This is a genomic window from Pseudomonas sp. PL-6 (genome assembly GCF_054110165.1).
In genome coordinates this window covers 3,016,769-3,032,189 of the sequence record NZ_CM134189.1, presented here as the reverse complement: position 1 = coordinate 3,032,189, position 15,421 = coordinate 3,016,769, and the positions used below count along the sequence as shown (strand labels likewise).

Genomic DNA, 15,421 nt, shown 5'->3' with positions numbered 1-15,421 from the left:
CGCAGCCGACGAGCGTGCTATGCCGGCCGGCCCCTCCGCTGAAGTAGTCGTCGTTCCCGCGCAGACAGGAGCGCAGCTCTATCGCCGCACAGCGCTTGCACTGACCTGATCCACAACCAGCCTGGTAGCTGGGCTCCCGCCTTCGCGGGGGTTACGGTAAAGGGCATTCTCAGCACGTCCCCGGACACTCTTCCTGCAGGGTAAGTTAGCGCCGGTTGCCGTTATATCTGTCGCCATTCAATAACGATATGGGCTGCATCTAACTCTTGTATTAGTTATCGGCGAACTTGCCTGGCTAGCATCGGCGAACATTGTCCAGCCGATGAGAACAACAAATTGAACCTCGGAAAAATCATCAGCCGCAGTGCACTTTATTGGCCAGACCATGAGGCACTCGTCGATAACAAACAGCGCATCAACTTCGCGCAACTGGAACTTCGCACCAACAGGTTGGCCTCGGGCTTGTTCGAGCTCGGCCTGCAGCCCGGTGCGCATCTGGCCATATTGGCGCTGAACCGGGTCGAACTGGTCGAGGCGGAAATCGCCCTGTACAAGACCGCCATGGTCAAGGTGCCGGTCAACGCCCGCCTGTCCCTGGATGAGATCGTGCAGATCCTCAACGACTCGCACAGCCAGACGGCCATAGTCGAGGGGCGCTTCGCCGCCGCCTTGCACGCCCGCCGCGGGGAGCTCCCAAGGCTGCGCTGGATCGTCTCGCTCGACGACGAGGCCGGCGATATCGCCTATTCCACGCTGCTGGAACGCGGCAGCGAGGCGCCGGTGCACAGCGACCCGGCCGACGACGCCCTGGCCGTGCTGCATTACACCTCCGGCAGCTCCGGGGTGCTCAAGGCCGCCATGCTGACCTTCGGCAACCGCAAGGCGCTGATCCGCAAGAGCATCGCCAGCCCCACCCGCCGCGCCGCACCGGGCGACGTGATGGCCCATGTCGGGCCGATCACCCACGCCAGCGGCATGCAGATCATGCCGCTGCTGGCGGTCGGCGCCTGCAACCTGCTGCTGGAGCGCTACGACGACCGCCTGCTGCTGGAGACCATCGAGCGCGAACGGGTGACCCGGCTGTTCCTGGTGCCGGCGATGATCAATCGGCTGGTCAACTTCCCCGAGGTCGAGCGCTTCGACCTGTCCAGTCTGCGCCTGGTGATGTACGGCGCCGCGCCCATGGCGCCGGCGCTGGTCAAGCGCGCCATCGCGGTGTTCGGGCCGATCCTCGCCCAGGGTTATGGCGCCGGCGAGACCTGCTCGCTGGTCACCGTGCTGACCGAGCAGGACCACCTGATCGAGGACGGCGACTTCAGCCGCCTGGCCTCCTGCGGCCGCTGCTATTTCGAGACCGACCTGCGGGTGGTCAACGACAACTTCGAAGACGTGAAGCCCGGCGAGATCGGCGAGATCGTGGTCAAGGGCCCGGACATCATGCAGGGCTACTGGCAGGCACCGGAGCTCACCGCCGAGGTGATGCGCGACGGCTACTACCTTACCGGCGACCTGGCCACGGTGGACGCGCGCGGTTACCTGTTCATCGTCGACCGCAAGAAGGAAATGATCATTTCCGGCGGCTTCAACATCTACCCCACCGAAGTGGAGCAGGTGCTCTACAGCCTGCCGCAGGTGTTCGAGGCGGCGGTGGTCGGCGTGCCCGACGAGCAATGGGGCGAGGCCGTGCGCGCCGTGGTGGTGCTCAAACCGGGCGCGAGCCTGAGCGCCGAGGCCGTCATCGAGCACTGCGGCCGCAGCCTGGCCAGCTTCAAGAAACCGCGCGCGGTGGACTTCGTCCAGGAGCTGCCGAAGAACCCCAACGGCAAGGTGGTGCGCCGCCTGATCCGCGAAGCCTACTGGCAAAACACCGACCGCCGCATCTGATGGGAGAGTTCAACATGATCGAACCAAGCGCCAAGGCCAGCCAACTGATCGACGGGCTCAAGGCCTTTATCCGCGACGAGGTCGCCCCGCTGGCGCAACGCGAGGGCATCCTCTGGGGCGAACCGGTGCCCAGGCCGCTGCTGCGCGACCTGTGGAAGCGTTCCTGCGAACTGGGTTTCTACAACGCCATGCTGCCGGAAAGCCTCGGCGGCGCCGGGCTCAGTGTCGCCGAACTGTGCGCGGTGAAGGAGGCGGCGGCGCTCAGCGGCTCGCCGCTGGCCGCGCACGTGCTCGGCGAGCTGTCCGGGCCACCGCGCATCGGCCATTTGTTCAAGGTGGCCAGCGCCCACCAGGTCGACGCCTTCCTGCGCCCGGTGTGTGCGGCGGACAAGGCCGTGTGCTTCGCCCTCACCGAGGCCGAGGCCGGCTCCGATGCCAGCGCCATCGGCACCACCGCGCGCCGCGACGGCGAGCACTATGTGCTCAACGGCGCCAAGCGCTACATCTCCGGCGCGCCCTATGCCGACCTCGCCGTGCTGCTCGCGGTGACCGAGCCCGGCCGTGGTGCCCAGGGCATCTCGGCCTTCTTCGTCGACCTGGCGGCAGACGGCGTGCGGGTGGAAAGCGACTACGCGGTGATGTCCGGCGGCGGCGCCCATGGCAACATCCTGCTCAAGGACGTGCGGGTGCCGGTGGACAACCGCATCGGCGAGGAAGGCGAAGGCTTCAAGCTGGCCATGGGCCGCATCACCCTCAACCGCCTGCTGCATTGCCCGACCATGCTCGGCATGGCCGGCCTGGCGCTGAACCTGTCGCTCGAACATGCCCGCACGCGCAAGCAGTTCGGCCAGCCGATCGCCATGTTCCAGGCCATCAACCACCAGCTCGCCGACATGGCCACCGAGCTGTACGCCGCGCGCAGCATGATGTACGCCACCGCCGCGCTGAACGACGCCGGCGGCGACATCAAGCTGCAGGCGCCGATGTGCAAGCTGTTCGCCTCGGAAACCGCCTTCCGCATCGCCGACAAGGCGGTTCAGGTCCACGGCGGCGCAGGGTTGATCAAGGGCCATCCGGTCGAGTGGCTGTTCCGCGCCACGCGTATGATGCGGGTACTCACCGGCACCAGCGAAATCCAGCGCAATACCATTGCCAAGGGCATCCTGATGCCCGGCTAAGGGCGGCAGGACAGGCCCGCCCCCCACGCGGGGCGGGCCTTTTTCCATAACAACAAGATCAGAGATTACCCCCATGACTCGCGACGCCCCTGCCTTCCACCCTCGCACCGCCTGGACCATCGCCTTCCTGCTGGCCTTCATGATGCTGGTCAACTTCCTCGACAAGGTGGTGATCGGCCTGGTGGCCGTGCCCATGACCCAGGAACTGGGCCTGACCCCGACCGAGTTCGGCCTGATCGGCGGCGCCCTGCACTGGTTCTTCGCCATCTCCGCGGTGATCGGCGGCTTTCTCGCCAACCGCCGGCCGACCCGCACCCTGCTGCTGGGCATGGGCCTGTTCTGGTCGCTGATCCAGCTGCCCATGCTGTTCGCCAGCTCGCTGTGGATGATCGTCGCCTGCCGCGTGCTGCTCGGCATCGGCGAGGGCCCCGCCTCGCCGGTGGCCACCCACGCGCTGTACAAGTGGTTCCCCAACGACCGCCGCAGCCTGCCGGTGGCCCTGCTCCATTCCGGCAGCGCCATGGGCCTGCTGGTGGCCGGCGCGATGATTCCCTGGATCAGCCTGAACTACGGCTGGCGGGTCAACTTCGCCGTGCTGGCCGCCATCGGCGCGGTCTGGTGCGTGCTGTGGCTGCGTTTCGGCCGCGAAGGCAGCCTCGACAGCCTGCGGGCCGGCCAGCTGGCGCCGGATGGCGAGCGCCTGCCCTACCGCCGCCTGCTCAGCGACGGCAGCGTGCTGGGCAACTACCTCTGCCACTTCGCCGCCAACTGGTCGCTGGCGCTGACCCTGACCTGGGTGCCCAGCTACCTGGAGATCGGCCTGGGCATCGACCCGCTGAAGACCGGGCACATCTTCGTCATGTTCGTGGTGGTGACCACCCCGCTCAGCCTGTTCATGGCCTGGCTGTCGCAACGTCTGCTGCGCAGCGGCTACTCCTCGCGGGTGGCGCGCGGCGCCTTCGTCTCGGTGTGCCTGATCGCCAGCGGCCTGCTGTCGGCCTCGCTGATCCTCACCGAGCTGTCGGTCGCCACCCGCGTCGCCTGCCTGACCCTGAGCGGCGGCCTGGCCCTGGTGATGTACTCGGTGGGCCCGGCCATGCTCGGCGAGTTCACCCCCAGCAGCCAGCGCGGCGGCATCCTCGCCATCGGCAACGCGGTGGCCTCGCTGGCCGGCCTGTCGGCGCCGGTGATCACCGGCATGCTGGTACAGGGCGCCGGCGCCGCGCATCCGCTGGGCTATGCCCAGGGCTTTCTGGTGTGCGGCGGCGTGCTGGTGGTGGCGGGCCTGATCGGCCTGGTGAGCATGAACCCGCAGCGCTCGCGCCAGCGCCTGCTGGCTCAGGAAGCGGTGTCCGGCGCCTGTTCGCGGGCCTGATTTGACTCCTCCGGGCTGCGCTCGATCAGGCTGCCGCGCCAGCGGCCGTCGCTCACCGCATCGAGCAGCAGCCCGCGCACCAGATCGCGCATGCACGAGGCCGCGAAGGACAGCGGCTTGTGCACCGAGTAGGCGATTGACACGGTGCGGGTGATGCGCGGCTCGACGATCAGCCGCGCCGCGGTGGACTCGAACAATTCCTCCAGTGGCGGCCAGTTGCAGATGGTCGCCGCCAGCCCATGGCGCACCAGGCTGGCGATCCCCGGCGCGGATTGCTGCTCGTAGACCACGTTGAGCGTTACCCCCGCCTCCATCGCCGCCTGCTCGATACGCCGGCGCAGGTGCAGGGCCCGCGGCGCCATCACCAGGCGCGTGGCGCCGGCCTCGGCCAGGCTGATCGGCGTATTGCTCTCGGCGCTCGAGCCCGGCCCTACCCAGTACAGGTCCTCGGTGAAGATCGGCTCGGCGATCACGTGCTCCAGCTCCTCGGCGTTGGGCACCACGCCGAAATCCACCTTGCCCAGCTCGATGGACTGGCCGCCTTCGCGGGTTAGGCCGTCGCAGATGGTCAGGCTGATGCCGGGGAACTTGTCCGTGGCCCGGCGGATGATCTCCGGCAGCAGCAGCGCCGAGACCGTGGCCGGAATCGAGATGGACACGTGGCCCCTGGGGTCGCCGCGGGTCGACGCCAGTTCGTCCTTCACCGAATCGAGTTTCTGCACCACCGAGCGGGCCACCTCGTACAGCCGGCGCCCGGCGTCGGTCAACGCCACGCCGTCGTGCTGGCGCTCCAGCAACTGCATCTCCAGCTCGCTCTCCAGCAGGCCGATCTGCCGGCTCAGGGCCGGTTGGGCGATATAGGCGCGACGTGCAGCGGCGGAAAAGCTGCCGGCCTCGGCGATGGCGATCAGGTAGCGGAGCTGCTTGAGGGTCATGCGGTTCTCTCTGGCTATGCCGAAGCGTTATGGCAACTATCCGAAGACACTATTTGTCGGCTTTTTCAGGCGCCCCTAGTATCGCCGAAACACCGCCATCCAGGGAGTCGGCACTACCCAGAGTTACCGCGCGAAACATTAAGTTTTTCCACCGGAACAATTAATTCGCGGCCTGCCCTATATCGCCAGACGAATTAAACGTTCGCCCCGAATATTGTCCGGACCAACTTATCGACAGCGCACCCACAACTTAACTATTCACTCGACAACAAAGAGGATAATGAGTGATGAGATGCAAAGCATCGGGCTTTATCAAGCCCCCTTATCTGCTGTTGCCGTTGAGCTGCCTGATCGGCTCGGCCGCCGCGGCTAACTTCCAGTTTGGCGAACTCGAAGCCCAGCTGGATTCTTCGCTGTCGATCGGCACCAGCATCGCCACCGCCAATCCCGACCCGAAGCTGATGCAGAGTGCCAGCGGCGACGACGGTCGGCGCAATTTCGGCGCAGGCGACGCCTTCTCCGGCATCTTCAAGGGCACCCACGACCTGGAGCTGCGCCATGGCGACTTCGGCGCCTTCCTGCGCGGCAGCTACTGGTATGACTACGTGCTGCGCGACCGCGAGCAGCCGTTCAAGGACGTGGTCGACAACAACCGCAAACGCTCGGCGAAATCGGCCGGCGCCGAGCTGCTCGACGCCTTCGTCTACTACAACTACGCCGTCGCCGATCAGCCCGGCTCGGCCCGCCTGGGCAAGCAGGTGGTGAACTGGGGCGAGAGCACCTTCATCCAGGGCGGGCTCAACACGGTCAACCCCTACAACCTGTCGGCGCTGCGCCGGCCCGGCGCCGAGGTCAAGGAAGGCCTGGTGCCGGTGAACATGTTCTACCTGTCGCAGAACCTCAGCGACGCGCTCTCCGGCGACTTCTTCTACCAGCTGGACTGGGAGCAGACCCAGCTCGACAACTGCGGCACCTTCTTCTCCAGCAACGACTTCATGGCCGACGGCTGCGATGGCCTCGACGTCGGTAGCGTGCTGACCGGCATTCCGGCGGCGGTGGCGGCGCTGACGCCGTTCGGCGTCAACCTCACCGACGAGGGCATCCGCATCCCCCGCGGCCAGGACCAGGACGCCCGCAACGGCGGCCAGTGGGGCCTGTCGCTGCGCTGGTTCGCCGCCGAGCTGGATACCGAGTTCGGCGCTTACCTGGCCAACTACCACAGCCGCCTTCCCTATCTGGGTACCATCAGCAGTCCGTACTACAACAGCCCGGTATTCGGCAACGCGCTGGACAACGCCCTGCGCCTGGGCACCTCGCAGTACGTGGTGCAGTACCCCGAGGACATCCGCCTGTACGGCCTGACCTTCTCCACCAACCTGCGTACCGGCACGGCGCTGCAGGGCGAGGTCAGCTACCGGCCGAACATGCCGATCCAGTTCAACGGCACCGACGTCATCCAGTCGCTGCTCAACGACGCCGCGCGTTCGCCGCTGGTCGCCGATGGCACCCGCCCGGCGCAGGCCGACAGCCTGTTCAACGGCTACCTGCGCAAGGAGGTGACCCAGGCCCAGGTCACCGCCACCCATTCCTTCAGCCAGGTGATGGGCGCCGATCAGCTGGTGCTGGTCGGCGAGGTCGGCGGCACCTGGGTCGGCGGCCTGGAAGGCAAGTTCGGCCCGCGCTACGGGCGCAACGGCACCTTCGGCAACGGCATCCTCGCCAGCGGCGCCTGCGCGTCCATCTCGAAGACGCCCGAGCACTGCAACGACCAGGGTTTCCTCACCTCTTTCTCCTGGGGCTACCGGCTGCGCGCCACCTGGAGCTATGCCAACGCCATCGCCGGCATCGACCTGCGCCCCAGCCTGTCCTGGCAGCACGACGTCGACGGCAACGGCCCCGGCGAAGGCTCGGCCTTCAGCGAAGGCTCCAAGGCCATCAGCCTCGGCCTCGATGCCACGCTGAACAACACCTACAACGCCAGCCTGGCGTACACCGACTATATCGACGGCGACTACGGCACCCGCGGCGATCGCGACTTCGTCTCGATCAGCCTGGGCGTCAATTTCTAAGCGGAGTCCCTGATGAACCACACCAAAACCCTGCTGCGCGGCGGCGCCCTGCTCTGCACCCTGCTGCTGGCCGGCTCGGCCCTGGCAGCCGTGACCGCCGAACAAGCGGCGCAGCTGCAAACCACCCTGACCCCCATCGGCGCCGAGCGCGCCGCCAGTGCCGACGGGCGCATCCCCGCCTGGGACGGCGGCCTGGCCAAGGCCAACCTGAGGCTGCTGGCCAACGGCATACCGGCCGATCCGTTCGCCGATGAGCAGCCGCTGCTGATCATCGATGCGAGCAACTACACCCAGCACCAGGAGCACCTCAGCCCCGGCCAGATCGCCCTGCTCCGGCGTTTCCCGGACAGCTACCGGCTGCCGGTCTACCCCAGCCACCGCAGCGTGGCGATCTCCGAGTCCGTGGCCCAGGCGGCCGCGCGCAACGCGGTCAACGCCAAGCTGAGCAATGGCGGCAACGGCGTGGACGGTTTCGCCGGCGTGGTGGCCTTTCCCATTCCGCAGAACGGCCTGGAAGTGCTGTGGAACCACCTCACGCGCAACCGCAACCCCAGCTTCAGCCTGATCACCGACAGTGCCGCGCCGCAGAAGGACGGCGCCTACACCGTCATGACCACCCAGCAGTACTTCACCCGTGGCGAGGCGGTGCAGGGCCAGGCGCCCGACAAGGCGCGCAACATCCTCTACTACTACAGCCACAAGCTCACCGCGCCGGCGCGCATGGTCGGCGAGGTGGTGCTGGTGCACGAGACCCTCGACCAGGTCGCCGAGCCGCGTCTGTCCTGGGTCTACAGCGCCGGCCAGCGCCGCGTGCGGCGCGCGCCGAGCGTGGCCTACGACAGCGCCGGGCCGACCACCGCCGGCCTGCGCACCGCCGACGGCCGCGACATGTTCAACGGCGCGCCCGACCGCTACGACTGGCAGCTGGTCGGCAAGAAGACCCTCTACGTGCCCTACAACAGCTACCGCCTGGCCTCGCCCGAGCGCAGCTACGAGGAGCTGATCCAGCCCGGCCACGTCGCCCCCGAGGCTACCCGCTACGAACTGCATCGGGTCTGGGAGGTGGTCGCCACCCTCAAGCCGGGCATGCGCCATATCTACAGCAAGCGCCATTACTTCATCGACGAGGACACCTGGGCGATCCTCGCCGCCGACCACTACGACAACCGCGGCGAGCTCTGGCGCATCGGCGAGGCGCACAGCTTCTACCACCCGACCGGGCAGGCCGCGGTCAACGCCATGGAAGTGACCTACGACCTCAACAACGGCCGCTATCTGGCCTCGGGCCTGGTCAACGAACAGCGCCAGCCGTTCGACTTCAGCTACCGCGCCAGCGCCTCCGACTACTCGCCGGGCGCCCTGCGCAGCAAGGGCCTGCGCTGATGCTTTACCCGACTGCCGGCCCGTTGTGGGTCGGCGGTTTTTTTGTGGCGGCCGCCCGAGGTGCATCCGCGTAAGGCGCGACGCGTAGCCTTGTAGGCTGGGCCGGGCGACGATCCGCTTTAGCCCACGCGGACTACCACTGGTGGGCTAAAGCCCACCCTACGGGACTTTGCCGACACTTGACGCAGACACCGCCGATAAATTCGCGCCCACAGGCGCCTTGCTCTGCCCCTCGCTCTGCAATCTGCCTCCGATCTTTCCGGTGCCCCATGACCCCTCCTCCTTTGCGCAAACCCCTGACGCAAGCCCTGCTCGGCGGCGAAGAGCCCGACCCGCGTTTCACCCTGGCCAACGAACGCACCTTCCTGGCCTGGGCCCGTACCGCGCTGGCCCTGCTCGGCGGCGGCATCGCCGTGGAAACCTTCGCCGGTCAGGCCTTCGCGCCCTGGTTGCGGCTGTCGATCACCCTCAGCCTGCTGGCGCTGAGTCTGCTGCTCAGCCTCGGCGCCTGCCTGCGCTGGCTGGCGGTGGAGCGTGCCCTGCGCCATCGCAGCGCCCTGCCCCTGCCCGTTCTGGTGCCGGCGCTGGCGATCGGCGGCGGCCTGGCGGCGCTGTTGCTGCTGGTGCTGTTCGGGTGGCACGGGCATGGCTGATGCGGGGCTGCAGGCCGAACGCACCGAGCTGGCCTGGCGCCGTACCCAACTGTCGCTGCTGGTGGTCGCCTGCCTGGCGCTGCGCGGCGCACAGCCGGCGCTGATGCTGCTGGCGCTGGCCACCGCCCTGGTGCTCTGGGCCGGGCAGCGCAGGCGCTATCGCCACAGCCTGGCGATGCTCGATGCGGAACGCGGCCGGGCCAGGATCGCCACGGTGCTGGGCATCGGCCTGGTGCAGGTGAGTCTGTGCGTGCTGGCGATAGAAGCGGCCCTGGCAGGCCGCTGAAAGGCAGGCGCGACGCCCCTGGCGGGGCGCCGCGTGCAGATCAGGGGGTGACCAGATTGAAGTTCGACTTCGGCTGTTCCAGCCCGCCCAGCAGCTTGAACAGCTTCTGCCGCTCGCCGCTGACGACGATGGCGCCGTCTTTCGTCGCCTGGACGAAGCTGGTCTGCTTGAGGGCGATGCGATCGAGCAGCGCCTTGCTCATGCTCAGCTCGATATCCGCCTGGGCATGACGCGCGCCGCTGCGGTGGGTGAGCACGCCGTGGCGCAGGGTCAGGGCGTGCTCCTGCTCCAGGTCGGTGAAGCGCCAGTTGATCCGCAGGTCCTCGTCGGCTGCCTTGAGCGCATCGATGCGCACCGCCAGGTAGTCGAAGAACATGCTCGGGGTCAGCGCCCGCACCATGTCCGGCGCGCCGTTGCCCGCTCGCTGGGGATTGACGCCCTGACGCAGTTCCTGGGCGCCGCTGAGGTAGATGTTGCGCCAGGTGGCGTTCTCGCTCTGGTAGCCGAGCTGCTCCAGGGTGTCGGCCTGCAGCTCCAGGGCGGCGCGGTTGTCCGGCTCGGCGAACACCAGGTGATTGAGCAGTTGCGCGCTCCAGCGGTAGTCGCCGGCGGCGAAGGCCTGGCGGGCGGTGTCCAGCACCGCCGCGGCGCCGCCCATGGCCGCCACGTAGCGCCGGCCCGCGGCTTCCGGCGGCAGCGGGTCGAGGTTGGCCGGGTTGCCGTCGTAGAAGCCCATGTAGCGCTGGTACACGGCGCGCACGTTGTGGCTCAGCGAGCCGTAGTAGTCGCGGCTGTACCATTTGCTGGCCAGGCGCGGCGGCAGGCTCTGCAGCTGCTCGGCGATCTCGGTGGAGGTCAGCCCCTGGTTGATCAGGCGCAGCGTCTGGCTGTCGAGAAAGGCGTACATGTCGCGCTGGTCGGCCAGGTACTCGCGAATCCTTTCGCCCCCCCAGGTCGGCCAGTGGTGCTGGGCGAACAGCACCTCGGCCTCGTCGCCATAGCGCGCCAGCGACTCGCCCAGGTAGTGAGACCAGATCTTCGGATCGCGCACCAGCGCGCCGCGCAGGGTCAGCACGTTGTGCTGGGTATGGGTGGCGTTCTCGGCCATGCACAGGGTCTTGAACTGCGGGAAGTACAGGTTCATCTCCGCCGGCGCCTCGGTGCCGGGGGTGAGCTGGAATTCGATCTCGACGCCGTCGATGCGGCGGGTCTCCAGCGGCTGGGCGATCAGCTCGCTGGGCGCGATCAGGGTCACCGTGGCATTGACCGGGGTGCTCTTGCCCAGGCCGGCATCCACCTGGCCGCGCTCGCCGCGCGGCAGCAGCGAGCCGTACATGTACTGCGCGCGGCGCATCATCGCCGGCCCGGCCAGTACGTTCTCGCTGACCGCGTGCTCGTAGAAGCCCTCCGGCGCGATCACCCGCACCTTGCCGGCCTTGACGTCGGCCTCGTCGATCACCCCGCGCACGCCGCCGAAATGGTCGACGTGCGAATGGCTGTAGATCACCGCCCGCACCGGCTTGCGCGGGCGGTGCCGGTAATACAGCTCGAGCCCGGCGCGGGCGGTCTCGGCGCTGATCAGCGGGTCGATCAGGATCAGCCCGCTGTCGCCCTCGATGATGGTCATGTTGGAAAGGTCCATGCCGCGAATCTGGTAGATGCGTTCGCGCACCTCGAACAGGCCGGCGATGTTGTTCAACTGCGCCATGCGCCACAGGCTGGGGTTGACGCTGGCCGGCGCAGCGTTGCCGTCGAGGAAGTTGTAGGCCATGCGGTCCCACACCACCTGGCCCTTGGCGTTCTCGACGCGGCCGGCGAAGGCCTCGATCAGACCGCGCCGGGCATCCGCGAAGCTGGTCTGGTCCTCGAACGGCAGGCGTTGCAGCCAGGCCTGGTTGAGCGTGCGGGTGCTGTCGCTGGCCGGCTTGGCCGTCGCCGCGTCGGCCTGCACCGCGGCGGAAAGAGCGAGCGCCAGGGCGAGGGCGCTGAGGCGGAAAGTAGTCATGGGAAGTCCCGTGCTGTTCTTGTTGGAGTCGGTCGCGCCCGACTCTAGGGCGGCCTCGGCGCCCGCGCCAATATCAGAGGCGCATGCCTGCCATAACACCCTGCAATGGCTCGCCCGCGGGCGGCGAGCGTCAGCGGCGCCGCTGCAGGCCGCGGCCTCGGTCGACATAGGCGGCGAATTCCGCGTCCGGCACCATGCTGCCGCCGGTTCCCCAGATCAGGTGCGTGGCGTTCGCCAGCTGCGTCGCGGCGACGCCGATGCGGTCGAGGTAGGCGTCGGCGCCCAGCACCCTGAGCATCCCCGGCGCCCCCGCCAGCGCCGAGGGCTCCAGGCGCACCCGCTCCTCCTGATGGGCGATGGCCAGGAGCCGGTACAGCTCCTCGTCCGTGACCGTGTAGTAGCCGTCGATCAGCCGCTGCATCGCCCTGCCGACGAAGCCGGAGGGCCGGCCCACCGCCAGGCCGTCGGCCGCGGTGAGGTTGTCGATGCCGAAGTCCTGAACGCTGACCGCGTCGTGCAGCCCGGTGTACACCCCCAGCAGCATGCAGGGCGAATGGGTCGGCTCGGCGAAGATGCAGTGCACGGCATCGCCGAACACCAGCTTGAGGCCGAAGGCGACGCCGCCGGGGCCACCGCCGACGCCACAGGGCAGGTAGACGAACAGCGGATGATCGCCATCGACCACCACCCCGGCCTCGGCGAACTGCCGCTCCAGGCGCTCCGCGGCGACGGCATAGCCGAGAAACAGCTGCGGCGAGTTCTCGTCGTCGACGAAATAGCAGCTCGGATCGGTCGCAGCCTGGCGGCGGCCCTGCTCCACCGCGACGCTGTAGTCCGCTGCGTACTCGACCACCGTCACGCCATTGGCCCGCAGCTTGTCCTTCTTCCATTGCCGCGCATCCGAGGACATGTGCACGCAGGCCTGAAAGCCGAGCTTGGCGCTGATGATGCCGATCGACAGGCCGAGGTTGCCGGTGGAGCCCACCGCCACCTTGTAGCGGCCGAAGAACTGCCGCGCGGCAGCGCTGGCCAGGGCCTCGTAGTTGTCGTCGAGGCGGATCAGGCCGGCCTGCAGGGCCAGATCCTCGGCGTGCTTGAGCACCTCGTGGATGCCGCCGCGCGCCTTGATCGATCCGGATATGGGCAGCTCGCTGTCCAGCTTGAGCCACAGCGAACCGCTGCCGGGCAGGCCGGCCTCGTCCAGCAGCAACTGGTGCAACCTGGGCAGCGGCCGGATTGCCGACTCGATGATCCCGCCGCTGGCGGCGGTTTGCGGAAATACCTTGGCCAGGTAGGGAGCGAAGCGCTGCAGACGCGCGCTGGCCTGGGCGACATCCTCCGCGCCCAGCCCCACGTCGGCCAGGGCCTCGGCGACCGGCGCGCTGGCCGGGTTGAACCAGGCGGTTTCGCGCAGCGCGACCAGCTCCTTGAGCAGCGGGTGACTGACGTACCAGGCAGCGAGGGTTTTGCCGTGAATCATCGTTGTTCCTGTCGACAGCTCTGCGCAACAACGAGGCGCCGCGCACGTGTCGAACTTATCCGGTAAATCGCGGCGCAGAGCAAGGCGGCCGAGGCCGCGTGCCGTTACCGCGTCGCCCGCCCGGCGGTGCGGGCACCTGGCCCTCCTCGGCCGGCGCGAGCGTCCCTCCTGAGTTCAGGGCAGCGCCTGCGGCTCGCCGGGAACGCCGGCGACCGCTTCGACCAGGGGCGCCTGGCTACTTTGCAGGCGGATCTTGCGGAGCTGCTCGACCCGGCGCAGGTTGTCCCAGGCCAGGGCATAGTGAGCCGGCGATTGCTCGATGGCGCTGTGAAAGAACTGCTCGGCGATATCCAGCCGGCCCTCGATCAGGCAAACGTAGCCCACGTCGTTGCTGGCCTCGGCCCGACTGCCGACCTGCTCGAAAGCCGACAACGCCTCCTCGTAGCGCTCGCTCCTGGCCAGCAGCAGGCCGTAGTTGCGCCATAGCGGCTTATAGTTCGGCGCCAGGTCGATGCCGCGGCGATACTGACGCTCGGCCCCCGACCAGTCGCCGGCCAGATACTGGGAATACGCCAGGCTGTTGTGGGCCAGCGCCGAACCCGGGTCGATGCGCAGGCTCAGGCCGTAGTAGAGCGCTGCCGCGGCGAAATCGTTGCGCAGATCGGCCAGCACGCCCATGCCGTTGTAGAGTTTGAGCGGCGACTGGCTGTCGACCTGCAACGCCTCGCCGGCGAAGCGTTTCTGGTCGATGGCCACTGCCGCGGTCAGTATCTGCGCGGCCTTCTCCTGACGGCGCAGGGCCAGTTGCAGCAGGCCCATTTCGGTCAGCGCCGCGAGGTTTTCCGCATCCTTGCCGAGCACTTCGGCAAAGGCCATCTCCGCCAACTGGTTATTGCCCCGCTCGCGGTGGATGCGTCCGACCCAGACCAGCGCCGCGTAGCGCTCCGGGTCCAGTTCGAGGGCGCGCAGGTACTGGTACAGGGCCTGATCCAGGTCGCCCGCCCTGTAGGCCATGGCGGCGATCTGCATGGCCTGTTCGGGCGAGCTGGCTTGCTTCTTCACCTGGTAGAGCAGCGAATTGTCGCCGGTATAGATCGAGCGCGTATTGCTCAACGGTTCCGGTCCCATGCTCTGACACCCGGACAGCACGACCATCGTAGCCAGCAGCAGACTGATCCTGTTCATTTCACACCTTCCCGAAGACTTTGAGCACTCCAATGAGTGCGGGACCGATGGCCACCAGGAAAAAGCTCGGCCACAGGCAAAAGATTAGTGGGAATACCAGCTTGGTACCGATTTTCGCGGCCGCCTCCTCGGCTTTCTGGGTGCGCCGGTCGCGAAACTCTTCGGCGTAGATACGCAAGGTGGCCGCCACACTGGTGCCGAAGCGAATGCTCTGCGCCAGCAGGCTGACCAGCCCGCGGATATCCTCCAGACCGGTGCGCTCGGCCAGGTGCTTGAGCGCCTCGGTACTGGGGATGCCGGCACGGATTTCCGCGTTGACCAGGGCCAGTTCCACCGCCAGCTCCGCCTGGCTCACCGCCATTTCGTCGGCCACCCGTTCGATGGCCTGGGGCAAGGCCAACCCCGACTCCACGCAGACCACCATCAGATCCAGGGCATCGGGAAAGGCCACCAGCAAGCGGGTCATCCGCGCCGCCTTGCGCTTGTCGACATAGATGGCCGGCACCAGCCAGCCGACGGCCGCCGCGCCCGCCACCAGGGCAATGCCCATGGCCAGCGACAGTTGGGGAATCAGCGGCAAAACCAGCAGGCTGAGGCCCACCAGCAGCAGCGGCGCCAGCAGGCGTATCGCCCAGTAGATTTGCACGGCCGCCGGCGAGCGGTAGCCGGCATGCGTCAGCAGGGTACGGGTGGCGGATTCCTGGCCCTGCTCGTCGGGGGTAAACCGCTGCCCCACCTGCTCCAGCATCAACTGCAGGTTGCTCGGCGCCTCCTGGCTGGCGCCCAGGCCGCCATGGCCACGTTTGATCAGGGCCAGGCGCCGCTGCACCGGATCGCGCAACCCCAGCACCAGCACGGCCAGGGTGACCATCGCCAGCACGGCACTCAGACCTATGGCGCCGACGAACAACAGGCGCGCCAGCTCCTCGTTACCCACCACGCGATTGAGCAGACTCAGCAGATAGTCCATGACCATTCCTCCTCTACG

Annotated in this window: 12 protein-coding genes; 7 read left to right on the top strand and 5 right to left on the bottom strand. The window is 67.7% G+C overall.

The features are described from left to right. Window positions 1–336 precede the first annotated feature (336 nt). From ACW9UL_RS12775 to ACW9UL_RS12765, 3 genes are all read left to right on the top strand, one after another. Window positions 337–1,884, top strand: a complete 1,548-nt coding sequence (locus ACW9UL_RS12775; RefSeq protein WP_457787239.1) for an AMP-binding protein — start codon at window positions 337–339, stop codon at window positions 1,882–1,884. A gap of 14 nt (window positions 1,885–1,898) precedes the next feature. Further along, entirely contained in the window at window positions 1,899–3,062 is a 1,164-nt protein-coding gene (locus ACW9UL_RS12770) for an acyl-CoA dehydrogenase family protein (RefSeq protein ID WP_457787238.1), read from the top strand. Between the two features lie 73 nt (window positions 3,063–3,135). Beyond that, complete coding sequence (locus ACW9UL_RS12765; RefSeq protein ID WP_021442726.1) at window positions 3,136–4,437, top strand: MFS transporter; 1,302 nt, start codon at window positions 3,136–3,138, stop codon at window positions 4,435–4,437. Here ACW9UL_RS12765 and ACW9UL_RS12760 read toward each other — a convergent pair. Next, window positions 4,401–5,372, bottom strand: a complete 972-nt coding sequence (locus ACW9UL_RS12760) for a LysR family transcriptional regulator (protein ID WP_457787237.1) — start codon at window positions 5,370–5,372, stop codon at window positions 4,401–4,403. The two genes, ACW9UL_RS12765 and ACW9UL_RS12760, sit on opposite strands and share 37 nt — an antisense overlap. 287 nt (window positions 5,373–5,659) lie before the next feature. Between ACW9UL_RS12760 and ACW9UL_RS12755 the strand changes: the two genes are divergently transcribed. From ACW9UL_RS12755 to ACW9UL_RS12740, 4 genes are all read left to right on the top strand, one after another. Beyond that, a complete protein-coding gene (locus ACW9UL_RS12755; RefSeq protein WP_457787236.1) occupies window positions 5,660–7,441 on the top strand; it encodes a DUF1302 domain-containing protein in 1,782 nt (593 codons plus the stop codon). Between the two features lie 12 nt (window positions 7,442–7,453). Then, window positions 7,454–8,824 carry a DUF1329 domain-containing protein gene (locus ACW9UL_RS12750; RefSeq protein ID WP_457787235.1) on the top strand — a complete coding sequence of 457 codons (1,371 nt, stop codon included), beginning with the start codon at window positions 7,454–7,456 and terminating at the stop codon, window positions 8,822–8,824. A gap of 269 nt (window positions 8,825–9,093) precedes the next feature. Then, window positions 9,094–9,477 carry a YidH family protein gene (locus ACW9UL_RS12745; protein ID WP_122107870.1) on the top strand — a complete coding sequence of 128 codons (384 nt, stop codon included), beginning with the start codon at window positions 9,094–9,096 and terminating at the stop codon, window positions 9,475–9,477. Next, on the top strand, window positions 9,470–9,763 hold the full coding sequence (locus ACW9UL_RS12740; protein ID WP_457787234.1) for a DUF202 domain-containing protein: 294 nt from the start codon (window positions 9,470–9,472) through the stop codon (window positions 9,761–9,763). The genes ACW9UL_RS12745 and ACW9UL_RS12740 overlap by 8 nt, the downstream gene beginning before the upstream one ends. Window positions 9,764–9,803: 40 nt before the next feature. Here the strand turns inward: ACW9UL_RS12740 and ACW9UL_RS12735 are convergent, their stop codons facing one another. From ACW9UL_RS12735 to ACW9UL_RS12720, 4 genes are all read right to left on the bottom strand, one after another. Next, a complete protein-coding gene (locus ACW9UL_RS12735) occupies window positions 9,804–11,768 on the bottom strand; it encodes an alkyl/aryl-sulfatase (RefSeq protein ID WP_457787233.1) in 1,965 nt (654 codons plus the stop codon). A 130-nt stretch (window positions 11,769–11,898) separates the two neighbouring features. Further along, entirely contained in the window at window positions 11,899–13,248 is a 1,350-nt protein-coding gene (gene dsdA, locus ACW9UL_RS12730; RefSeq protein ID WP_457787232.1) for a D-serine ammonia-lyase, read from the bottom strand. A 174-nt stretch (window positions 13,249–13,422) separates the two neighbouring features. After that, window positions 13,423–14,433, bottom strand: a complete 1,011-nt coding sequence (locus tag ACW9UL_RS12725) for a tetratricopeptide repeat protein (protein ID WP_457787231.1) — start codon at window positions 14,431–14,433, stop codon at window positions 13,423–13,425. Between the two features lies 1 nt (window position 14,434). Continuing rightward, window positions 14,435–15,403 carry a type II secretion system F family protein gene (locus tag ACW9UL_RS12720; protein WP_457787230.1) on the bottom strand — a complete coding sequence of 323 codons (969 nt, stop codon included), beginning with the start codon at window positions 15,401–15,403 and terminating at the stop codon, window positions 14,435–14,437. Between the last annotated feature and the right edge of the window lie 18 nt (window positions 15,404–15,421).